Annotated in this window: 24 protein-coding genes; 15 read left to right on the top strand and 9 right to left on the bottom strand. The window is 66.5% G+C overall.

From position 1 onward, the window contains the following. Position 1: 1 nt before the first annotated feature. Together AC13GI_RS03500 and AC13GI_RS03495 are read right to left on the bottom strand one after the other, a co-directional pair. Positions 2-958, bottom strand: a complete 957-nt coding sequence (locus AC13GI_RS03500) for an acyl-CoA desaturase (protein ID WP_482995511.1) — start codon at positions 956-958, stop codon at positions 2-4. An 84-nt stretch (positions 959-1,042) separates the two neighbouring features. Next, complete coding sequence (locus AC13GI_RS03495) at positions 1,043-1,810, bottom strand: hypothetical protein (RefSeq protein ID WP_482995510.1); 768 nt, start codon at positions 1,808-1,810, stop codon at positions 1,043-1,045. Positions 1,811-1,954: 144 nt separating this feature from the next. Here AC13GI_RS03495 and AC13GI_RS03490 point away from each other — a divergent pair, with 144 nt between their 5' ends. The 4 genes from AC13GI_RS03490 to AC13GI_RS03475 all read left to right on the top strand — a co-directional run bounded on the left by AC13GI_RS03490 (position 1,955) and on the right by AC13GI_RS03475 (position 4,320). Beyond that, a complete protein-coding gene (locus AC13GI_RS03490) occupies positions 1,955-2,578 on the top strand; it encodes a sigma-70 family RNA polymerase sigma factor (protein WP_482995509.1) in 624 nt (207 codons plus the stop codon). Beyond that, entirely contained in the window at positions 2,575-3,249 is a 675-nt protein-coding gene (locus AC13GI_RS03485) for a ChrR family anti-sigma-E factor (RefSeq protein WP_482995508.1), read from the top strand. The genes AC13GI_RS03490 and AC13GI_RS03485 overlap by 4 nt, the downstream gene beginning before the upstream one ends. 19 nt (positions 3,250-3,268) lie before the next feature. Then, the gene (locus AC13GI_RS03480) at positions 3,269-3,952 is read left to right on the top strand and encodes an NAD(P)H-binding protein (protein WP_482995507.1); all 684 of its coding nucleotides are present in this window, start codon (positions 3,269-3,271) and stop codon (positions 3,950-3,952) included. A gap of 71 nt (positions 3,953-4,023) precedes the next feature. Next, positions 4,024-4,320 carry a hypothetical protein gene (locus tag AC13GI_RS03475; RefSeq protein WP_482995506.1) on the top strand — a complete coding sequence of 99 codons (297 nt, stop codon included), beginning with the start codon at positions 4,024-4,026 and terminating at the stop codon, positions 4,318-4,320. An 11-nt stretch (positions 4,321-4,331) separates the two neighbouring features. Here the strand turns inward: AC13GI_RS03475 and AC13GI_RS03470 are convergent, their stop codons facing one another. Together AC13GI_RS03470 and AC13GI_RS03465 are read right to left on the bottom strand one after the other, a co-directional pair. Continuing rightward, positions 4,332-4,817, bottom strand: a complete 486-nt coding sequence (locus AC13GI_RS03470) for a TspO/MBR family protein (protein WP_380651962.1) — start codon at positions 4,815-4,817, stop codon at positions 4,332-4,334. Positions 4,818-4,897: 80 nt separating this feature from the next. Next, the gene (locus AC13GI_RS03465; RefSeq protein ID WP_482995505.1) at positions 4,898-7,093 is read right to left on the bottom strand and encodes an AsmA family protein; all 2,196 of its coding nucleotides are present in this window, start codon (positions 7,091-7,093) and stop codon (positions 4,898-4,900) included. A 120-nt stretch (positions 7,094-7,213) separates the two neighbouring features. Here AC13GI_RS03465 and AC13GI_RS03460 point away from each other — a divergent pair, with 120 nt between their 5' ends. After that, entirely contained in the window at positions 7,214-9,061 is a 1,848-nt protein-coding gene (locus AC13GI_RS03460) for an XVIPCD domain-containing protein (RefSeq protein ID WP_482995504.1), read from the top strand. Between the two features lie 34 nt (positions 9,062-9,095). Here AC13GI_RS03460 and AC13GI_RS03455 read toward each other — a convergent pair whose 3' ends face one another. Further along, a complete protein-coding gene (locus AC13GI_RS03455; RefSeq protein WP_482995503.1) occupies positions 9,096-10,106 on the bottom strand; it encodes a hypothetical protein in 1,011 nt (336 codons plus the stop codon). Positions 10,107-10,227: 121 nt separating this feature from the next. Here AC13GI_RS03455 and AC13GI_RS03450 point away from each other — a divergent pair, with 121 nt between their 5' ends. From AC13GI_RS03450 to AC13GI_RS03440, 3 genes are read left to right on the top strand one after another with little or no spacing between them, the layout of a single operon-like run. Continuing rightward, complete coding sequence (locus tag AC13GI_RS03450; protein WP_380651974.1) at positions 10,228-10,689, top strand: helix-turn-helix domain-containing protein; 462 nt, start codon at positions 10,228-10,230, stop codon at positions 10,687-10,689. Positions 10,690-10,700: 11 nt separating this feature from the next. Next, a complete protein-coding gene (locus AC13GI_RS03445) occupies positions 10,701-11,132 on the top strand; it encodes a VOC family protein (RefSeq protein WP_099818538.1) in 432 nt (143 codons plus the stop codon). After that, positions 11,129-11,359 carry a hypothetical protein gene (locus AC13GI_RS03440; protein ID WP_099818537.1) on the top strand — a complete coding sequence of 77 codons (231 nt, stop codon included), beginning with the start codon at positions 11,129-11,131 and terminating at the stop codon, positions 11,357-11,359. The genes AC13GI_RS03445 and AC13GI_RS03440 overlap by 4 nt, the downstream gene beginning before the upstream one ends. Before the next feature lie 82 nt (positions 11,360-11,441). On the opposite strand, the gene AC13GI_RS03435 is transcribed toward AC13GI_RS03440, so the two are convergent. Then, positions 11,442-12,182, bottom strand: coding sequence for a DNA/RNA non-specific endonuclease (locus AC13GI_RS03435; RefSeq protein ID WP_099818536.1), 741 nt, complete (start codon positions 12,180-12,182; stop codon positions 11,442-11,444). A gap of 458 nt (positions 12,183-12,640) precedes the next feature. Here AC13GI_RS03435 and AC13GI_RS03430 point away from each other — a divergent pair, with 458 nt between their 5' ends. The 3 genes from AC13GI_RS03430 (at position 12,641) to AC13GI_RS03420 (ending at position 14,680) form a co-directional block, all read left to right on the top strand. Continuing rightward, a complete protein-coding gene (locus AC13GI_RS03430) occupies positions 12,641-12,988 on the top strand; it encodes a hypothetical protein (protein ID WP_099818535.1) in 348 nt (115 codons plus the stop codon). A gap of 122 nt (positions 12,989-13,110) precedes the next feature. Next, positions 13,111-13,875: a DUF72 domain-containing protein gene (locus AC13GI_RS03425; protein ID WP_482995502.1), complete on the top strand. Its 765-nt coding sequence runs from the start codon at positions 13,111-13,113 to the stop codon at positions 13,873-13,875. Next, positions 13,868-14,680 carry a DNA-formamidopyrimidine glycosylase family protein gene (locus tag AC13GI_RS03420; RefSeq protein WP_482995608.1) on the top strand — a complete coding sequence of 271 codons (813 nt, stop codon included), beginning with the start codon at positions 13,868-13,870 and terminating at the stop codon, positions 14,678-14,680. Before AC13GI_RS03425 ends, AC13GI_RS03420 begins: the two co-directional genes overlap by 8 nt. A gap of 219 nt (positions 14,681-14,899) precedes the next feature. Here the strand turns inward: AC13GI_RS03420 and AC13GI_RS03415 are convergent, their stop codons facing one another. From AC13GI_RS03415 to AC13GI_RS03405, 3 genes are all read right to left on the bottom strand, one after another. Then, positions 14,900-15,397, bottom strand: a complete 498-nt coding sequence (locus AC13GI_RS03415) for a YciE/YciF ferroxidase family protein (protein ID WP_482995501.1) — start codon at positions 15,395-15,397, stop codon at positions 14,900-14,902. Positions 15,398-15,543: 146 nt separating this feature from the next. Next, positions 15,544-15,843, bottom strand: a complete 300-nt coding sequence (locus tag AC13GI_RS03410) for a hypothetical protein (RefSeq protein ID WP_205404204.1) — start codon at positions 15,841-15,843, stop codon at positions 15,544-15,546. A gap of 182 nt (positions 15,844-16,025) precedes the next feature. Beyond that, a complete protein-coding gene (locus tag AC13GI_RS03405) occupies positions 16,026-16,265 on the bottom strand; it encodes a hypothetical protein (RefSeq protein ID WP_482995500.1) in 240 nt (79 codons plus the stop codon). 247 nt (positions 16,266-16,512) lie between these two features. On the opposite strand from AC13GI_RS03405, the gene AC13GI_RS03400 reads away from it, so the two are divergent. Genes AC13GI_RS03400 through AC13GI_RS03385 form a run of 4 tightly spaced genes read left to right on the top strand, consistent with a single transcriptional unit; the run spans position 16,513 to position 21,394 of the window. Next, positions 16,513-17,046, top strand: coding sequence for a sugar dehydrogenase complex small subunit (locus AC13GI_RS03400; protein WP_482995499.1), 534 nt, complete (start codon positions 16,513-16,515; stop codon positions 17,044-17,046). Positions 17,047-17,091: 45 nt separating this feature from the next. After that, positions 17,092-18,732, top strand: a complete 1,641-nt coding sequence (locus AC13GI_RS03395) for a GMC family oxidoreductase (RefSeq protein ID WP_482995498.1) — start codon at positions 17,092-17,094, stop codon at positions 18,730-18,732. Then, positions 18,729-20,126 (top strand): c-type cytochrome, encoded by a 1,398-nt coding sequence (locus tag AC13GI_RS03390; protein WP_482995497.1) that lies wholly within the window; start codon positions 18,729-18,731, stop codon positions 20,124-20,126. The genes AC13GI_RS03395 and AC13GI_RS03390 overlap by 4 nt, the downstream gene beginning before the upstream one ends. After that, complete coding sequence (locus AC13GI_RS03385; RefSeq protein WP_482995496.1) at positions 20,123-21,394, top strand: carbohydrate porin; 1,272 nt, start codon at positions 20,123-20,125, stop codon at positions 21,392-21,394. The genes AC13GI_RS03390 and AC13GI_RS03385 overlap by 4 nt, the downstream gene beginning before the upstream one ends. Positions 21,395-21,405: the final 11 nt, after the last annotated feature.

Here is a 21,405-nt window from a genome sequence, read left to right as displayed (position 1 = left end):
GTCAGTGCCTCGCCTTGGCCAGCACCCAGGCCGGGATCGGCTTGAGGCCCTTCACCAGGCCCAGCGCAGCCATCACCCGCAGGCCATACCAGCTGATGTCGATCTCCCACCAGCGGAAGCCCTGGCGCGCGGTGCCTGGGAAGAAGTGATGGTTGTTGTGCCAGCCCTCACCGAAGGTCAGCAGGGCCAGCCACAGGTTGTTGCGGCTGTCATCGCGGGTCTCGAAGCGGCGCCGGCCGAAGCGGTGCGCCAGCGAATTGATGGTGACCGTGGCATGGAACAGCACGACGGTGGAGATGAAGAAGCCCCACACCAGCAGCTGCGGGCCGCTGGTGTGCAACGCCGGGGCCACGCGCTCGAGCACCGCGCCGAGGCCGTACAGCGCAGCGGCCAGCAACACGGGCACCACGGTGTCGAACCGGTCCAGCCAGCGCAGCTCGGGGTACCGGGCCAGATCGGGGATGCGCTGCAGGTCGGTGGCAAAGGCGCCGCGGGTGAGGAACCACCCCATGTGACTGCGCCAGAATCCACCCTGGCGTGGGGAATGCGGGTCCTGCGGTTGATCGGCGTGGCGGTGGTGATGGCGGTGGTGTGCTGCCCACCAGAGCGGGCCACGCTGCACGCTGGCGGCACCGATGACGGCGAACACGAACTGCACGGTGCGCGATGCCTCGAAGGTGCGGTGCGAGAAGTAGCGGTGATAGAAGGCGGTGATGGCGAACATCCTGATTGCGTACAGGAACACGGCGACCGCAACCGCCGTCCAGGACACGCCAACCCAGATCACCCCGAGGCAGGCCACATGCAACAGCGCGAAGGGCAGGGCGCGCAGCCAGTCGATGCGGTCACGCTGAGCGCCGTCCGCCGCCACTTCGCTTCCGGCATCGGTATCGAACCAGCGCTGGAAGGTGCGCAACAGGCGCGAACGTCTGCGGAGGGGAGGCGCTGCGGATGCCATGGACGGAAGCCCGAGGGAGTCGATTGCCTACCTCTACGTGTTGCGGTGCCGGTTGGATGCAGACGATTGCACGCGACTGCGCTTTCACTTGGCCGTAACAACGCAGCTCGATACCAGCGGTCGCTGCAGTTCATCGCGCCAGCGTTGCTCCGGGTGCTCGGTGGCGGCGGCGGCAAAGCGCACGGTCACCTGCGGATAGTTGCCACGTGCATCGCGCAGGTTGCTGGTGCCACGGAACTCCAGCAGGCGGCGATCTGCATCGGCGTATATAAGCGACAGACGCGGGGCCACCGCGCCGAACCACGTGTCGAGGCGGACGTCGATGGCGTGGGCGGCAAGCCCCTGCCAGCGCACGGGGCCCTGGTACTGCACCTGCACGGGGTAGAAGCGCTGCCGGCCGGGCACCAGGAAAGGCAGGCTGACCGGCCTTCCATCCAGCAGCGTCTGCCAGTGGCCCCGCACGGCGGCATCGAAGCCGACGTCGATCACGGCATCCGCCGGTAGAGGCAGCTGCTTGATTCGTGATGGCGCAGACCTGTCTTCCTTCCAGTCGACCTGCACCCCGTCGCGGCCGACCACCACGCGGGCCGCCTGGCCGCTGCGGGCGTCCTGCAGCACATAGCCCCGCGCCTGCAGCCGCGCGGCGGCGGGCATCTGTTTGCGGGCGAAGGGTTGCCCTGCAGGGCAGAGGTACTCCACCCAGCGCTCGCTGCCATCGCCGGCCCCGCGCTGCCAATGCACTTCGCGGTAGGCGGCGGTTCCATCGGGTAGGGTGGCAACGCCCTCCGAACGCAGCAGCGGCGCCGCACCGGCGGCGCAGGGGGCGACCATCAACAACCAGGCAGCACGCATCGGGGCGATCCATGGGAGACTTGCCCGCCTGTACGGGCGGTGGCACCGGCTGGATGCACGCTGGCGCCCATTCCGGGTGCATCCAACCGGCGCTGCTGTGCGTAGAGACAAGGACTCCTCTTCACTCAACGGCTGCCCCCGCCGATGTACCGTCCACCCGCCAGCCCCTCTCTTTCCTTCGACACCGCGCGGATCGTGTCCAGTTCACAGCAGCCCAGCAACGAGCCGACGAACTGGAACGGCGAGATGGACGGTGTCGCCCGGCTGCGCGACCGTGATTGCTTCCTGCGCATCTACGACCACTTCATGCCGCGCCTGTGCATCTATCTGCGCGGCCTTGGCGCACCTGCAGCGGTGGCCGAAGAGCTGGCCCAGGAATGCCTGCTGCGCCTGTGGCTGCGTGCAGCCGAATTCGATCCTGCGCAGGGCGCGCTGAGCACCTGGCTGTACCGCATCGGCCGCAACCTGCACATCGATCGGGTGCGCCGTGAGCGCAGCTGGATGCAGGTGCAGGAGGCGGTGGAGGATGCTGCCGCTGGAGATGTCAGCGAACGCAGCAGCGCCGAGCAGTTTGCCGACCATGCCCGCCTGCGCCAACGCATCAACGAGCTGCCGGCCACGCAGGCGCGCCTGGTACGGATGTCCTACTTCGAGGCCAAGAGTCACAGCGAGATCGCACAGGCGCTGGGCATGCCGCTGGGCACGGTCAAATCGCACCTGCGACGAGCGTTCCTGCAGTTGCAGTCGAAGGTCGGGGGTGCATCATGAATCCGCACCATCACCTGCATGAGTCGACGTTGATGAGCTACGCCGCCGGTGCCCTGCCGACGCCCTTGAGCATCGTCGCCGGCACGCATCTGGAACAGTGTCCGCACTGCCGCCAGCGCCTGCGCGAAGCGGAGGCCATCGGTGCCGCACTGCTGGAGCAGACCCAACCGCCGGCAGCTGAGGCGCGGCGGGCAGGGCTGCGCGACGCAATGCTTGCGCAGCTCGATGTGGACCAGGCCGGCACGGTGCCGAGCCCGCTGCGGTCGATGCCGCCGGAACGGCCCGAGGCCGACCCGGACCATCTGCCGAAGTCGCTGCATCCTTACTTTGGCGATTCGCTGGGTCGGCTGGACTGGCGCTGGATGGCCCCCGGCGTGCATTGCATCCGCGCCGAGCAGATGCCATCGCTGATCATGCTGAAGATCGCGCCGGGAAAATGCCTGCCGATGCACAGCCATGGCCGCAGCGAACTGACCCAGATCCTGCGCGGCTCCTACAATGATGCACTGGGGTTGTTCGCGCCCGGCGATGTTGCCGATCTGGACGAGGACGTCGAACACCAGCCGGTAACGGCGCCAGGCGTACCGTGCATCTGCGTGTCCGCGCTGGACGCGCCGCTGGTGTTCAGTGGTTGGCTGGCACGGAAGATCCAGCGCTTCGTCAAACTCTAGGCTTGTTCAAGGTCAACGCATGCACCCAACACGCCCGCTGCGGATTCTGCTGACCGGTGCGACCGGACTGGTCGGGCAGGGCGTTGCCCGTGCCTGCCTCGCTTCGCCGCAGGTGGCGCGGACCGCAGCCCTGGTCCGCAGCCAGGCCGGGCTGGACGCGCGGATCGAACAGATCGTGCTGGAGGATTTCCAGCATGCCCGCGATGTGCGCCCGCAGCTGGACGGATTCGACGCCTGTTTCTATTGCGCCGGCGCGCCACCGGTCGGCACCGCCGAGGATGAGTATCGGAAGGTCACGCTCGATGCCACCCTGGCTGTAGCTGCAGCATGGGCCGAGGCGAATCCAGACGGCCGGTTCCTGTATGTCTCCGGTGCCCACGCCAATCCACACAGCCGGATCATGCCGCTGCGCATCAAGGGCGAGACCGAGACTGCATTGGCGCAGCTCCCGGTGCGCACCGTCATGCTGCGTCCTGCCGGGGTGCGCCCTGTGGCGGGAACCGGCACCCGCCATGTGGCATTGAAGCCGCTGTATCGCTTTGGCGGCCCGTTGATGGCGGCGGCGGGCCGCATCCTGCCTTCGCTGGTGACCAGCAACGAGGCCATCGGCCGCGCGATGATCGTGCTGGCGACGATGCCGGACCCGCCAGCAGTGCTGGAATGTGCGCAGATCAATCGGCTGGGTTCTGCTTCCGCAGACTGAAGACCGTGGTGCACATCTGCTGCACATCGCGGCAACTACAGTCGAGGCTCCTCCTTCTGTGACGCATCGACGTGAACCTGCAGCCATCGTCCTCTCCGCTTCGCCCATCGCGCCCCGCGCCTGACAACGGCCGCTTTGATCTGCTGGATGTCAACGCACTGCAGGATCCCGGCAGCGGCCGCATCGTTCATCTCTATTCGCTGGTGGCGCGCTGCCTGTCCTGCGAGCTGGTGTTCAAGGCGCAGGAAGGCGATGGGCTTGTGAGCACCTCTGCCGCACGGGTGCTGCGCTGCCCGACCGGCTGCGGTGAGCAGGCCTTCAGGGGCAGCGCGCTGCGTCAGTGGCGGCAGGCGCCACACGCTCTGTAAGCATTACCCGGCTAAAGCACGGCCGGATTGGCCTGCCACACGGCGTAGTTGAGCGCGCTGGCGAACGCCACCCATGCCAGGTAAGGCAGCAGCAGCCACGCCGCTGCCGGGCGCACGCGATGGAAGGCGACCACGGTGGCCACGATCAGCACCAGCAACAGCAGGATGTCAGCAAACGCCAGCGCCCCCTGCTTCCAGCCGAAGAACAGCCAGCTCCACAGCACATTGAGCGCCAGCTGCAGCAGGTAGAGCACCAACGCAGGCGTGGCCGCGCGCCATCCGCCCTGGCGCCAGACCAGCCACGCGGCCAGCGCCATCAGCGCGTACAGCAGCGTCCACACCGGGCCAAACACGCTGGCAGGCGGCGCCCATGCCGGCAACGCGAGGCCTGCGTAGAACTCCGCTGCAGAAATGGAGGCGCGCGCGCCCAGCGCGGCGGCCAGAAAAGTGACGATGGCCCAGCCCAGAAGACCAACTGCCTGCCTGCGGACGTTCATGGTGTATCTCCTCCAGCACAAGTGCGGACTGCGGTAGTGCGTTGTACGTAAACGCGCCGCGACTGGATGCAGCCTTCGGTTCAGTCGGCCGTGCCGCCGTCGCTGGCCGCTGCAGCACCGGGCAGCAGCGCTGGCCGCTCCTCGAACCACTCGCGCGCGCCGGCCAGGTGCCATTGCCGGCGCTGGCCATCCAGCTCGATGCCGGCACCCAGCAGGCCCCAGCGCAGGTAGAGGTCGCCGCGCTTGCGCTGCTCCAGCAGATCCAGCCGCGCACGCAGTGAAAGCCGCTCGTTTTCCGCCTGCAGTCCATCCAGTACCAGATGCCCGGTTCGCCAGCGCAGTCGGGTGTGCGCATCCACCTGGCCGGAATCGAGCAGGGACAACGCCCAGCGCGGGTAATCGCTGCGCTCGGCAAACAGCGCCAGCAGCGGGCCGGCGTCGCGCATGGCGAGGTCCGCACGTGCGTCCACCTGGAAGGGTGACTGCGCATCGATGTCGCCGCGGGCGATGGTGACCCGGCCCCACCACGGTTGTGGTCGCTGCTGGTCACCCACCTGCACATTGCGCAGCTCGATCACGCTCCCGCCCAGATCGAACCGGCGCTGGCTGAAATCGCCGCGTCGCAGCCTGCCATTCACGCGCGCGTCGCCCTGCAGGTCGAGCCCGGCGACCTGCAGCCGTGCGCGTTGACTGCGCAGGCGCACGCTGCCGTTGCCGACCCGTCCCTGGGTATCAAGTTCAACGTCGCCGCTCACCTTGCCAGCGCCCCCCTGCAGCCGGACCTGGCCGTTGCCCAGGTAGCGGTTGTAGGCGGTGAGGTCTGGAATGGTTGCGTCGTCGAAGCGCAGCTGCGCGCGCACTCCCTTGCGCAGTTCGCGCAGACGGCCGTCACCGGTGAGTGTCAGCGCCAGATCGCGACCATCGAACAACGTGGCACCTTTGGCGCCGCCGGCATGGGCGCTGAACGTAGGAAGCTTCACCGCCAGTACGGCGCGCGTCGGCGTTCCGGCCTGCAGTTGTCCATGGGCGCTGGCCGTTCCCTGCAGGTGCACGCCGGCCACCTCGGCCACCGCCCGTGCCGCTGGAATATCGACGCTGCTGCCGGCGGCCAGCTCGCCGTTCTGCAGGCGCAGGTCCGCGCGCAGCACGCCGCCGCCCTGCAGCTGGAACCAGGGCTTCTGCACGAACAGCGCGGGAATCCAGTTGAGCGAGGTGAAGGTCCATTCGCCCTTGACCGTGCCAGAGGTGCGTCCCAGCACCTCGCTGGGATCGGCAAATGGAATGTGTCGCCCGGCGATGATCAGATCCGCATCGAGTGCAGCACCGGTGCCATCGCGTTGCGGCAATCGCGCCTGCAGACGGATATCGCGAGCGGCATCCAGCTGTATCGCCAGCGTTCCACGGTCCGGTGCGCCGGCCCCTACCTGCAACGGAACCCGCCAGACGGCATGGCTGCCCGGCTGCAGCGCGCCCTGGTCAAGGGTAAGCGAGGCCTGCAACTGCCCCGGTACGGCAGCGCTGGCAACGGTGGGTCGTTGCGTGTCCGTATCCAGGCGCAAGCCCTGGCTGCGCGCCTGTACCTCCAGCACCGCATGCAGCAGGCCCAGTTTTTCCAGGCCAGGCGCCTGGTCGCGGTAGTGTCGTGGATAGGAGAACTGCGACTGCAACTGCATGTCGCCAAGCAGCTGGGTGCCGTCGAGGCTGACATCGGCATCCGCGAAAGACACCTCCGAGTCCAGCAGCTCCGATGGCCCGCCGCGCAATTGCTTGACGAAGCCGACGGTGCCGCTGCCCTGGCCGACGATCAACAGCTTGCCCGTTCGGACGCTGCGGATGCTGTCGCTGTGAATGGCATCGAATCGCAACGTCCAGCCGCGATCACCGCGTGGCGGTGAGGGAATGGCCTCATCCACACGCGCGATCTCGGCGGCCACACCGGTCGCGTGCAGCGACGGCACGCGCACTTCACGCCGGAACAGTGGCAGCAACGCCAGGCGGGCACTGGCCCGGTCTGCGCGCAGCACATACACCGTGTGATTGACGTGGCCGCGCATCTGCACGTTCCAGGCGATGACATGTCCCGGCAGCAGCGTGATCGCGGGCCCGGTGGTCATCACGAACTTGTGCGGCTTGCGATTGGTGACCTGATCGAACAGCGGCGTATTGAGAAAGACATTGCCCGCGAGCAGGTACAACAGATACAGGCCCAGCAGGACGGTCAGCAGCGTGCGGCCGTGACGGAACCATTGCTGCGGCGGGGCGAGGGAGCGGGGCATGAACCCTCGGCGTGGAATGAGATGACCATCACTATCGTGGATGCCGCTGCGGCGCGATGTGAACGTGCTGCGCACGCTGCGCCCTATAATCGGCGTGTCTCTGTTCAAGGAGGTCACGGCATGAATGCCCAGACCAGCAAGGAAGGCGCAACCCTGGATGCGCCACGCGATGCCGCCGCGGCGTCGTTCGATCCGACTTACACCTCGGCCAACAGCGAGGTCCGCGCTGCCGCCGGCGGTTACTCGGTCACGTTGAACGAGGGCGATGGGGCGTTGAAGGTGGGCGCCGAGCAGAAACGCGCAGCGTCCAGTCTTGCATCGCAGTTCCAGGGCACGTCGCTGAACATGGCCGGCAGCCCGACAGCCGACGGTGGCAGGGACTACCTGCTGACGATGGAGTCGGTGGTCGGTGCAAGCGTGAAAAGTGCAGGCTTCCAGGACACCAGCAGCACCGGCGTACGCGGGCGCTACAGGGTCAGCCTGCCCAGCGACGCGGTGGACGTCGATCCCACCCGCATCAATCCTTTCGATCCGCAGACCATTCCCAACGGTGGCAGCGTCACCCTGGATGGCCAGCAGTTCACTGGCACTGCACTGGAAGGCAGTTTCCGCAACATCGCCATGCAAACCCAGACGACCGAGGCGAGCGGTGCCAGCTACCGCGTGGATCGCCTGGATGATGGCCGGGTGCGCGTCACCACCGGGCCGAACGAGGCGGTCGAAGCCTTCAACGGCATGGGATTCACTGCAGGCAGGTTCAGCGCGATCGCCGGTCGCCAGGACGCGCTCGGCCACTCGGCTGTCCGCACTGCGACCTTCGACATCAATCAACCCGAAGGCCGCCAGGCCTATGAACAGTTCATCGACAACGGCACGCTGAACAGCCAGACCGCGGGCGTGCAGGATCTGGCCACGGTCGAGCGGCTGGGCATGAGTTCGCAGACGCGGCTGAAGGTCGGCTACGGCGACACGTTTGGTGTCGACCTGGCCGGTGCACGCAACAGCGGTGACGTGGTGCAGGTCAGCCGCGAAGACGGCAGCCGCACCGAACTGCGCAGCGTGCAGTACAGCGGCAACCTGCCGGCAACCCGGGTCAGCGCTTACGGCGCCGATGGCCAGGAGGACACGGCGCAGCGCCGCTACGAATTCACCTTCGACCTGCGCGGGCATGCGCAGGGCGAACAGATTGCCGGGATGGTCAACGCGGCGCTGTCCGGCGACCCCGCCGGCGATCGCGGGCCGATGAAGGCTGGCGAGCTGAACACCCTGAGCTTCAGCGAGGCCCAGATGCGCACGCTGATGGAGCGCACCCAGTCGATGGTCAAGGACAACCCGATGCTCGGGCCATCGTGGCAGGCGCTTGCCGAGGACGGCAGCGGCAAGCCGCAGCAGGACGTGGATGCCTTTGCCCAGGGGCTGGCACGCAACCAGGGGCAATCCACCTACGGCATGGCCGAGCGCATGTTCCACATTGCCGCGGCGGGCGGCAAGGATCTGCAGAAGATCGACGCGGCGGTGCAGGGCGAGCACCTGCAGTCACTGGCGCCGCCGTCACCGCTGCTGCCGCGGCAGGATCCACGGCACGCCGCCAGCCCGGACCATGGCCTGTGGCTGCAGAGCCAGGGCGCGGTCAGCAGCCTCGACCAGGCGATGGGGCGCCAGCCCGATGCGATGAGTGAACGGCTGGGGATGGCGCTGCTGGTCGCGGCCAAGGACAAGGGCATGCAGCGGATCGACGAGGCCGTGCTCAGCGACGATGGCCGCTATGCATTTGCAGTGCAGGGCCAGCCGCACGCCGCGGATCGCCAGATCGCCCGCACCGAGACCGCGCAGGCAGTGGCCATGCCGGTCGAAGACCAGGTACGCAGGCTGCAGGACGCACCCGGGCGGACCGACGCCACCCAGCAGGATGCGCAACAACAGGAGCAGGCGGTACAGGAGCAGACCGCGCGGGCCATGGCGCGCTGACGCGCGCACGGGGCCAGCCGCCTGCCGGGCACGGTCACCGCGCGAAGGAGCCCTCCGGCGGGCACTGGCGCTCGGCTGAATCGACGACCATGCCCAGGTAGGGTTCGCCGATGCCCTGCGCGGCCAGCGACCGGCGCTGCCACGCTTTCGTGGCGGGCACGTCGCTGCTGAGGCAGGCATGGCGGGCTGCCGCCTCCAGGTTCCATGCGGTGGGGTACTCGGCGAGGATGTCTTCCCAGCCCTGCCGCATCAGCGGCCAGTCGACTGCCGAGTTCTGGAACAGCTGCTGCCCCGACACGCCTTCGCTGACCGATGCGTACAGGCGTGCATACAGGCTGGCGCGGCGGCGCGTGGATGTTCGTGCGATGGCATGCCGGGCGAAGGCTTCCATCTGCTGGGTATCGCCCTGCCAGTGCGGGGTGAAGCGCTGCATCGCGATCAGATACAGCGGGTCATAGTCGGGAAACAGCCTGCTGCCTTCGTCGACCAACGCCATGAAGGCTGCTTCGTCCACGCCTTGCCGCAACGCGATCAGGAGGGACATTTCGTACCAGTAGGGGTCGCGCTTGGCGATCGCCTTGTGCTCCTGCATATAGGCTGCTGCCACCGCGTTGTACTCGTTGAACTGCTGCCAGTCCTGCGCCGTCACCTCGTTCGCATAGCCATCGCCACGGAAGCTCCAGGCCAGGTTGAGCGGCACCCGCGCGGCCACCAGGTGCGCCGACGGAGAACGCGGTGATTGCCGGATCCAGCGTGCGGCCCACGCGGTCCAGTCATTCCACTGCTGCACGTCCTGATGCGCGGTGCCGATGCGCCGTGACATGCAGATGTAGAAACGGCCGAGGTTGGAATAGCCGCTGGCGTTGCGCTGGCCCTTGCGGAAGCGCTCGGCCATGGCATCCAGCGCTTTGAAGTCGTCGGCGTCCATCAGCGGCGCTACCTGTTCGCACAGGGCCAGTGAATCGGGATCTTCCGCAGCCCAGGCGGGCGAAACGGAAAGACAGGCCACGCTCAACAGCGTGCCGACGAAGTGCATCCTGCGCATCGGGGTCATCCTTGAAGTTGGGGGGGCCGGGAGCGGCTTCAAGGCCGGCTGCGGCAAGCGCAGTATCCCACTGCCCGCTATCCATCGGAAGCGCCGCCGGCATCTGCGCTACGCTGGGCGCATGCCCCAGAGCCCCGAACTGCTGCGCCGCCTGTTGCGCGCCAAGGACCACATGGACCGGGCCAGCCACGAAGACTGGCCGGTGGCACGGTTGGCGCAGGTCAGTGCGGTCTCTACAGCCCATTTCGCGCGTTCCTTCAAGGACGCCTTCGGGATGCCGCCGCACCGCTACCTGCTCAGTCGGCGCATCGAGCGCGCCGTCGCTCTGCTGCGCGATACCGACCTGCCGATCACCGAGATCGCACTGCAGACCGGCTGGACCAGCCTGGGCACCTTCGGCCGGATCTTCCGCGATATCACCGGCGACAGCCCCGGCGCCGTCCGCGACAGTGAGCGCGCCCGTGCTCCGGTGCAGGGCCCGGTACCGGAGTGTCATGCGCGTGCTGCGCAGCGCCCGGACCTGAAGATCGCAGTTTTGGAGAAGCGCCGCCGCAGCGGCCTTGTTAGCGTAGATCCCACCTGAGGGAGGATCCTATGACTGGCATGGTGAATGTGGTCGGCCTGTATGTGCACGACCAGGACGCAGCGCTCGATTTCTACGTCAACGCGCTCGGCTTCAAGGTGCACACCGACGTGGGCAACGGCGACTATCGCTGGCTTACGGTGCATTCGGGCGACGAGGGTGGCTTCCAGCTCGGGCTGTTCAAGCCGGGACCGCCAGTTCACGACGCGGCCACCGCGCTGACCCTGCAGCAGATGGTGGCCAAGGGCGCGATGCCGCCGCTGGTGCTGGCGGTGGACGATTGCCGCGCCAGCTACGAACAACTGCTGGCCCGTGGCGTGGAATTCACCCAGGAGCCGGTGGAGCGCTACGGTGCGGTGGATGCCGGGTTCCGTGATCCGTCCGGCAATGGCTGGAAGATGATCGAGCGTCCCGTGAAGCCTGCCGAGAGGAAGCCGCAATGAGCGCCGGTGGCTGGGCGCGTCCGGTGCACCGCTGGACCTCGATCGTCTTCACCCTGGCGGTGATCGCCAACTTCGTGGCGCGCGGGATGGGGCAGGGCGAGCCCCCGGCGTGGATCACATATTCGCCGCTGCCGCCGTTGTTCCTGCAGTTGTTCACCGGGCTGTATCTGTTTGCGCTGCATTACCGGCGCGCAGCGCCAGGCGCGCGCGCCGGGGCCGTGCCTTGAGATGGGCCAGCAGAGATCATCCAGGCTGAGCTGCCAGGCGCGATAGGCCCGGCGGAGCGCATTCCGTCGGGCCATCGGGGGCTCAGCTCAGATCGCATCCGCTCGGCAGCGGCCAGCTGGCGCTGGGCAGCATGTTCTTCAGCGACGCCGGCGCGTTGATCGCCACGTAGCTGGCGCCCAGCAGCTCTTCCAGGTCGGCGATGGTGACCAGATAGCTGTCCAGGCTGCCCAGTCCCGCTTCATTGGGAATGATCCAGCTGATGGCCTTGGCGGTGCCGGTGTTCGGATCCTTGGTGATGATCGTTTTCCAGAAGAATTCCGGGGTCGGAATGCCATGGCTGGACAGGAAATAGTCATTGGACGCATCGCCATAGACGACGCCGCCATAGACGTCGACCGGGGCGATGTCCCGATAGCATTCGGCCACGTTCTCGGCCTTGACCCAGATGCCCTGGTTGAAGCTGGAGACCTGCGGCACGATGTTGGTCATGTAGTTGGCGCGACGGATGTAAGTGGCGTCGTAGTCCATGTGATTGGACGTCACCAGATGGCCGCGGTCATAGCCGGACTGCACGCTGGCATAGGAGGCCGTGCTGGTCTGGCCGAGGCAACCGGCCGGCAGCTCCGGATCCTTGTAGAAGCTGGACGGGCGGGCGGCCGAGCCAGTGTCCGCCACCAGGGTGTATTCGTAGCGGGTCGCACTGTGGATGCTGCAGTCATAGGTCAATACAAACCCGCCCCTGTTGAGGGTCACGACCTGGGCATGTGCGGCCCCGGCAAAGGTGCTGAACACAAGGGCAAGGAAGAACGTGGCAAGGCGCATTGCGGATCTCCATGGGTATGGGCAAGGCGCAGCCGTCCACCACGGCAGGCCAGGCCTTTCCGTGTGAAGGACGATGCGGTGGCAGGGATGGGGGACGCGATCCGGCCGTGGCCGGTATTGCCTGGGATCTCGACCGCTGCAGGGCGTTACGAAGGCTGTCGCGGTGTCGTTAGCGTCATTTGTTGACGCCAGCAGGTCAACGAGCAAAGTGCGAAGGTGTGACTGCGCGCAAGCACTGGGCTCCTGTCAGACCAGGGCGCCCATGCATGAAAAGAAGACCTGCTAATGGCGTGGCCGCTACCGGGGCAATGCGCGGTTGCAGGTGCCCCTCGGGGAATGCCGCGACGCATCACGGGCAACGCTGTCAGCCGACCTGCACGCGGTATCCATGGCTTCTTGACGGCGCCTTGGCGCCGGGCGTGGATACTGCCGCCGTCGTTTGCCGAGGAGGTTTGAAAATGGGTAGTGCCGAGACCGTCAAGACACCGCGCATCCTGCGTGTGGAGGTGATGCCGCTGGACTGCGGGGAAACCGCAGTGGTGGTGGAACTGGCATCGGCTCCGGGCAGAGCCTGGGAGAAGGCGCTGAAACGCGTTCTCTCCGAGACCGAGGGGCTCGAATCGGCGCAGTCGCGCTGCGATGGCCGCTTCGTCTACATCATCGGTATCGAGCCCGGTGGTCGCGGCACACTTCATCGCGTGAACCAGGTGATGGCCGCCACCCACGAACGCGTTGCGCCACGCAATGGACATTCCCTGCCAGCGCGGCAGCCGCCGAACGGTGCAATGGTCAGCGCCAGCCTCTGAGCAGCAAGGGTCGATGCCGGGCAGCGCCTCCTCGACAGGCCGGCCACGCCCGGCGGCGTGCTTCACGCCGCAGCCGACGTGTATTCACCGCACTGCTACGGTCCCGCCATCACCGTAGCGCAATGGCACTTGAATCTGATGACCCACACTCGGCGCACCGCGTCGCCGTCGGCTGCGCAGGATGGTCGCTGCCCACCGATGTCGCCCACATGTTCGGCACGGGCGACAGCGCGCTGCAGCGTTACGCATCGCGCTTTCCGATCGTGGAGATCAACTCGTCGTTCTACCGTCCACACCAGCCTGCCACCTACGCACGCTGGGCGGCGAGCGTGCCGGACGATTTCCGCTTCTCGGTGAAAATGCCGCAGGCGATCTCGCATGTCGCACGCCTGCGCGGCGCGGCGCCGTTGCTGGACCCCTTCCTGCACGCGGTGGCGCATCTCGGTGATCGGCTGGGCGCGCTGTTGCTGCAGCTGCCCCCCAGTCTGGCCTGCGACGGCCGCACCGCGTCGGCGTTCTTCCGGGCATTGCGTCGGCGTACCGCGACGCCCATGGCGTGCGAGCCCCGCCACCCCAGCTGGTTCGACGCAAAGGCCGATGCGCTGCTGGAAGACCATGACATTGCACGGGTCGCGGCCGATCCCGCGCGGGTTGCAGGGGCTGGCCAGCCGGGCGGAGCCAGGCACTGGAGCTACTGGCGGTGGCACGGGCAGCCGCGGATCTACTACAGCGCGTACCAGCAGCCGGAGCTGTGCAGGCTGGCCGGCGCAGCAACGCAGGCCGCCGGGCCGGGCGGGGCCTGGGTCATCCTCGACAACACGGCACACGGCCATGCCGTTCCCGATGCACTGCAACTGCAGGCCTTGCTGGAGCACGCCAATGCCTGAAGGTCCTTCCATCGTGCTGCTGCGCGAGGCCGCCGCCAAATTCAAAGGGAAGACGGTCCGCGAGGTCAGCGGCAACAGCACGCTCGACCTGGCCTGCCTGCAGGGCCGCCGGGTGCGGGCCGTGCGCAGCTGGGGCAAGCATTTCCTGCTGGAATTCAGTCACGTCACGCTGCGCATCCACCTGATGATGTTCGGCAGCTGGCGCATCGACGAGCGCAAGGAGACGCCAGCGCGGGTATCGCTGCGCTTTGACAACGGCGAACTGAACTTCTACACCTGCTCGGTAAAACTGATCGCGCAGCCGCTGGACGAGGTATACGACTGGCGCAGCGACGTGATGAGCGACCTGTGGGATCCCAGGCTCGCACGTCGTCGCCTGAAGTCGATGCCCGATGTCCTGGTCTGCGACGCCCTGCTGGACCAGACGCTGTTCTCCGGCGTGGGCAACATCATCAAGAACGAGGTGCTGTTCCGCATCCGGGTCCATCCGGCCAACCATGTCGGCGACCTCCCGCCGCGCAGGCTCACCGAGCTGGTCGCGCAGGCCCGCGAATACAGTTTCGACTTCCTGCAATGGAAGCGCGGGTTCGAGCTGAAAAAGCACTGGCAGGTGCACACCCGGCGGACATGTCCCCGTTGTGGTGGTCCGGTCAGCAAGGTCCATATGGGTACGAGGCATCGGCGCACCTTCTTCTGCCCGGTGTGCCAGATTGACTATCGAGTACTGCCGCTACCGCCAGCCGCGAAGAAGCGCACGCGGGCGAGGCCTGCAGCACAGCGCGGTGCCGGCAAGGCCGTGCGCTGAAACGCGGAGCGCAGGATCGGGCGGACGCGCCGTCCTGCTGCTCGTTGCGCGCGGTGCCGGCAATGAGGCGATCAGCGCGCGATTGCGAGGCACCTCGGCAGTGCCTGCCAGTGAATGCCGGTGATATCAGGGTGCATGCAACACCTTCCGGTAAGAGCGCGTCGGCCTCCGGGGAGCGACGCGCCGGACGGATGTGCAGTGCACCTGCGCTTACCCGGCTTACCCGGCCTTCGCGGCGTTGGCGTTGCCGCCGCCACTGGCCAGCAGGGTCAGCTTCTGGTCGGTGGCCTTCTCTTCCTCCAGGGTTTCCAGAAGCAGGGGCACGGCGTCCTTGTAGCCCAGCTGCCTGGCCAGCGCGGCAATGGTGCCGTAGGAGGCGATTTCGTAGTGCTCCACCTTCTGTGCGCCGCCGATCAGCGCCGCATCGCGCACGGGGCCCTTGTCGATGCTGTCGATGGCCTCCTTGCCTTCTTCCACCAGCCCCTCCATTGCCGCACACTTGATGCGCTTCAGGCGGATCCCCAACAGCTCGACCACCTTGTCGATACGTTCGATCTGCCCCTGGGTCTCTTCCAGATGGGTCTCGAACGCAGCGGAGAGGTCAGGATTGTCAGCGGCGCGCGCCAGGCGGGGCAGTGCCTTGGTCAGCTGCTTCTCGGCACTGTATATGTCGGAAAGTTCGTGGATGAACAGATCTTCAGCGGTCTTGATCGCCATGGTGTGCTCCGGAACGAAGGGAGACTTCACCGTAGCCGTGAGGCCGTTGGGATACGGGGTAGATGCAGTGAACGGCAGATGCCCAACGGGCGTGTGGTGCATGCATCCTGCTCACATCGCCGTGCTCCATCACGGGCAGCGCTGCATCAGCGCTCACCTGCGGCGACGGCGGGCCGCTCGGCCGCTGCGGCATGCGCACCATCGGCAAAACGCGCGTTGCTGACCGCCTGGTGGGTCCCGCATCTCCCACAGGTGAGAAGCGTGCCACCCGCCACCCGCTTCAGGTCCGCGTCGGCACGGGACACGTGGTGGCATTGATTGCAGCGGAAGGTGATCGAGGTGATCCGGTCGAGGCCGCCGCGCGCGTCGGCCGCGTAATCCACTGAGAAGACGTAGAAGAGTCCGGTGTCAGGCATGTGGTAATCCTCTTGGGTCACCTTGAACATGCCACCGCACAGGCGTTGTTGGCGTGAATCCTGTCGGGGTCCAATTTCACATCGCGCTGCATCAATCTGTCCAGGTCAGTCGCTGCGGAGGTGCCGGAATCACTGTTGTGGCAGAGGGTCGTTGGCCCATCGCAGGGACGTCCGGCGTGCCTGTCCGAGCCACGCCGGCGACCCTTCTGGATTCAGCGCTTTGCAGGAGACTCCGGCGGTGCCTCCTTGCCGCTGCTGGCGCCGGTTCCTGACGACTGGTCTTCGGAGGCTGCGGTCCCGCTGCCGCCGCCGGGCACGTTGCGCGTCGGCGCGCTGGCCGCTGGCGGGTTTTGCCGAACCGCATCGGCATGTTGTGCCTTATCGGTCGGTTCGCGTTGGTTGCAGGCCGACAATGCCATCGTCGCCACGGCACACAGCAGCAGTACCCGCATGGCCACTCTCCAGAGTAGGAAACCCCTTGTTTCTAGCGTTGACGGTGTTGTGCGGGCGTGACGGGGGCCCCTGCTTGCCGGCGGGAATCTGCTTGCGTTGATGCCGCAAAGCAGGGCACTTCGCCGTTCTGCGGCTGTTTCCACTCACCCCGCGACGACGAGCAGGTGCGTTACAGTTTCACCCGTAGGTGCCCCCCGCGTCGCGGTCAGGGGCAGCCGAAGACGTGACGCATCAGGAGTCCACATCATGAGTGTTCCCGAGGGATTGGAAGGGAGTGGGCAAGGCCTGACGCGCAGAACCTTCCTGCTGGCGGTCGGCTCGGCTTCGCTGTTGGCTGCCTGCAGTGGCAAGGCACCAGCGCCCGCTGCCAGTGCCGCCCCTGCGAAGCAGGCGGACGGGCGCTTTCTGCAGCTCTCGCAGGTGCTGACGGGCAAGACCGATCTCGATCCGGCGACCGCCGGGCGCATCGAAGCCGCTTTCGCCAAGCTGCATCCCGACATGCACGCCCAGTTCCCCGCTCTGGCGGCAAAGGCGCAACAGGTGCAAGGCCCTGAAGCACTGCTGGCGGCGGCGGGCGATGCCCGGCCCGCAGCGCTGGCCATCATCACCGCCTGGTACACCGGCAGCGTCGGCAAGGGCCCGCAGGCCATCACCGTTTCCTATCGTGATGCGCTGATGCAGCGGCCCGTGGACGACGGCCTTTTCCCGCCGACCTACGCACAAGGCGGCCCGGCATGGTGGACGGCTGAACCGCCGGCGGCGGTACGTGCGCACGGCTGAGCCTGCGCTTTCATCTCTTTCCCGTAATTGATCTGGATTCCCCTCATGAAAGCTCCGGTTTTCCGTGATGGCGACGCCGATGCCGATGTTGTGATCGTCGGCTCGGGCGTCGTCGGCGCATTGATCGCCCATCAGTTGGTTCGTGCCGGAAAATCGGTTCTGGTCCTTGAAGCGGGCCCGCGCCTGCATCGCTCCGACGTCGTCGAAAACTGGCGCAACGTCAGCTTCGAGCGACGCATCGGCAGCGACTTCCAGGGGCCGTATCCGCAGTCGCCGCTGGCCACCGCGCCGCTGTATTTCCCGGCCAACGACTACGTGGGTTTGACCGGCCCCGATGCCAGCAGCTTCCACCAGGGCTTCATCAAGGCCGTGGGTGGCACCACCTGGCACTGGGCCGCCTCCTGTTGGCGCCACCTGCCGGTGGATTTCAAGATGCAGTCCACCTATGGGGTAGGGCGCGACTGGCCGATCAGCTACGACGACATCGAGCCTTATTACTGCCGCGCGGAAGAGGCGATGGGTGTGTCCGGGCCGAACGACCCGGGCAAGCAGAGCCCCTCCGAACGATCCAGGCCCTACCTCGCCGACATGATCCCCTGGGGCAACGGCGACAAGGTATTTGCCGAGGTGGTCAATCCGCACGGCTACAACCTGGTGCCCATTCCGCAGGGTCGCATGGTCACGCCGTGGAATGATCGGCCGGCCTGCTGCGGCAACAACAACTGCCAGCCGATCTGCCCGATCGGCGCGATGTACAACGGCATCCATACCATCGAAGCGGCCGAGAAACTGGGTGCGCAGGTGCTGGCCGAAGCAGTGGCCTACAGGATCGACACCGACGCGCAGAACCGGGTCACGGCTGTCCACTGGTATGACAACAACAAGGTCAGCCACAAGGCCACCGGCCGCAGTTTCGTGATCGCCTGCAACGCACTGGAGACGCCGCGCCTGCTGCTGCTTGCCGCCAACGAGCAGAACCCGAACGGTATCGCCAACAGTTCCGACCAGGTCGGGCGCAACATGCTCGACCATTCCGGTTTCCACTGCTCGTTCATCGCCGATCGCCCGATCTGGCTGGGACGCGGACCGGCGCAGTCCAGCTGCATGGTTGGTCCGCGCGACGGCGCCTTCCGTTCGCAGTACTCGGCCACCAAGATCATCCTCAACAACATCAGCCGGGTGGCGATCGCCACCGACCAGGCCCTGAAAAAAGGCCTGGTTGGCGACGCGCTGGATGCGGAAATCCGTCGCCGTGCGGTCTTCGGCGTCGATCTTTCGATCAGCCTGGAGCCCTTGCCGGACCCGAGCAATCGGCTGACGCTGTCGAAGACGCGGGTCGATGGCCATGGCCTGGCCTGCCCGGATATCCACTACTCGCTGGGCGACTATGCCCGCAAGGGCTATGACGAGTCCTGCAAACAGTTGCGTCACATCGGCTCGCTGTTCAACGCCGAGGAATTCGTCATCACCACGGCGCTCAACGCCAACAACCACATCATGGGCTCGACCATCATGGGCGCGGACCCGCGCGATTCGGTGGTCGATGGCGATTGCCGCGCGCACGATCATCCGAACCTGTGGCTGCCAGGTGGCGGACCGATGGTGTCGGCCAGCGTGGTCAACAGCACCCTGACCATGGCCGCGCTGGCATTGCGGGCCGCAGACGCCATCGAGCGTGCGGCATGAAGGCCGTCACTGCGGCTCTGCTGATGCTGCTGGCTGCAGCCAGTCACTCCGCGCGCGCAGACGAAGTCGCCGAACGTGGGCGCTACCTCTCGGTCGCCGCCGATTGCGTGGCGTGCCACACCAGCCCCAAGCAGGGAAAGCCTTATGCCGGCGGCTACGCGATTGCGTCCCCGCTGGGTGAGATCTGGGTCAGCAACATCACCCCCTCCAAGAGCCATGGCATCGGCCTCTACAGTGAAGATGACTTCGCCAAAGCAGTCCGCGAAGGCGTGCGCAAGGATGGCGCCCATCTGTATCCGGCGATGCCCTATACCTCGTATGCCAAGCTGACCGACGAGGACATCCACGCGCTGTATACCTACTTCATGAAGGAGGTGGCGCCGGTCGACGAGGAAGCACACGCGACCGAACTGCCGTTCCCCTTCAGCATCCGCCAGTCCATGGCGGTGTGGAACCTGCTGTTCCTGGACAAGGAAACGTTCAAGCCCGATGCGGGAAAGAGTGCGCAATGGAATCGCGGCGCCTATCTGGTGGAAGGCTTGGCGCATTGCTCGAGCTGCCATAGTCCGCGCGGGCTGATGATGCAGGAAGTGGGCGGCAAGGCCTTCGCCGGCGGCTCGCTGGGTGACTGGTACGCACCCAATATCACCTCCCATCCCATCAGCGGTGTCGGCGGTTGGAGCGACGCCGAGCTGGCGCAGTACCTGAAGACCGGCCGCGTTGCCGGCAAGGCGCAGGCCGGTGGCGGCATGGCCGAAGCGGTGAGCAACAGCCTGTCCAAGCTGCAGGACGATGACATCGCCGCGATCGTTGCCTACCTGCGCACGGTGCCGGCCGTGGCCGAACCTGACGCCATGCGGGCCGCCTTCGCCTGGGGCAACGCCACCGCCACGCCGGGCGAGCAGCCGGTACGCGGTACGGGTGCCGCATTGGCATCGGGCGGAGTGCTGTACTCGGGTTTGTGCGCAAGCTGCCATGGATCGCGGGGCGAGGGCAGCCGGGACGGCTACTATCCCTCCCTGGTGCACAACACCACCGTGGGCATGACCCGTCCGCAGAACCTGATCGCCACCATCATCGGCGGCGTTGACCGCGACGTGCAGGGCGAACACGCATTGATGCCGCACTTCTCGAAGGGTTCGTTCGTGCAGGACCTGAGTGACGCCGATATCGCAGCGGTGGCGACCTACGTGCGCACGCAGTTCGGGCCGGGCGACCAGGTCACCGAGGCACAGGTCGCACTGACCCGCGCCGGCGGCGAGAAGCCACTGCTGGCGAAGATCGCACGCTTGTGGCTGCCGATGCTCATCGTTGCGGTGCTTGCGCTGGTCGGCGTCGTGCTGCTGGTGCGTCGTGCCTGGAAGAAGCGCAGGAACAGGAGGGCTGCGGCATGAAACTGCTCTCCTTGTATGGCATCGGCCTGCTCCTGCTCGCGGTCAATGGCCCGGTGTCGGCCGCCGAAGCGACTGCCACCGCCAAACCCAAACCAGTGGACAGCATCGTACAGACGCCGCTGAGTGCCGATTGGGCCGCACGCCTGTGGCTGCAGGACCACGGCGTAACCCCCAGCGCACGCATCGTGGTCGGCACTGGCGTCAACAGCGATGGTTACAAGGGCAGTGGCTGGTCCACCGCCGAACACATTGACCTGGGCGCGACGATCGATACCGGCAAAGCACTCGGCTTCGACGGCACGCTGCGCGTGGTGTTCTCCGATCGCTTCGGCAACGCCATCAACGAGCGGTCCACCGGTTCCTATATCCAGAACCAGGCCTTCTATGGTCAGGGCCAGAACCTGCGCTTCAACGAACTCTCCTACGAGCGGCTGCTGCTGGACAAGCGGCTGAGCCTGAAAGGGGGCTTCTACTCGATGGGCAACGATTTCGGCGGCTTGCCCTACACCTGCAACTTCAACAACAACGGCCAATGCGGGCATCCGCTGGGCCCGATCTACAGCTCCGGGTGGCTGGACAACCCGACGGGCCAGTGGGGCCTGCGGGTGAAGTGGAACGATCCCTCGGGCTGGTACGCACAGACCGGCATCTACGACGTCAACCCGACGCGCAAGCAGGCCAACAGTGGCTTCCGTGTTTCGACGAAGGGAAAGACCGGCCTGTTCCTGCCCCTGGAAGTGGGCTACAGCCATGGCACGTCCGGCGAGGACTATGGCGGCACCTACAAGGTCGGCTACTACCTGGACACCTCCAACGCCGATGACATCGGTGATCCGGCCGCACCTCGCGCCTCGCATCGCAGCGGTTCGTACGTGCAGGCCGCGCAGCGCGTGTGGAAGCCCGAGGGCGATACGGTGCGCGGCATCTCGGTGTTCGGCGTGGCCACCCGTGCCGACGCAAAAACAGGGCTGATGCGCTACTCGTGGGAAGCGGGCGTGAGCTGGCGCGGCGTGATCGCGTCGCGCGAGGATGATGTGCTCAGCCTGGCCTGGAACCGGTTGGATATCTCCGACCGGCTCGCACGGCATCAGCAGCTGACCGGAAAGGATGTGCAGAGCAACGAGCAGTTCGTCGAGCTGAACTACGGCGTGCAGGTCGCCCCGTGGCTGGTGCTGCGGCCAGCGGTGCAGTACGTGGCACGTCCCGGCGCCTATGCCAGCCGACCCGACAGCTGGGTGTTCACCCTGCAGGCGCAGGCAACGCTGTAGGCGCATTCAGG

It is taken from the genome of Stenotrophomonas sp. 82F1 (assembly GCF_056861525.1).
This window is presented reverse-complemented; position numbering and strand designations above follow the sequence as displayed.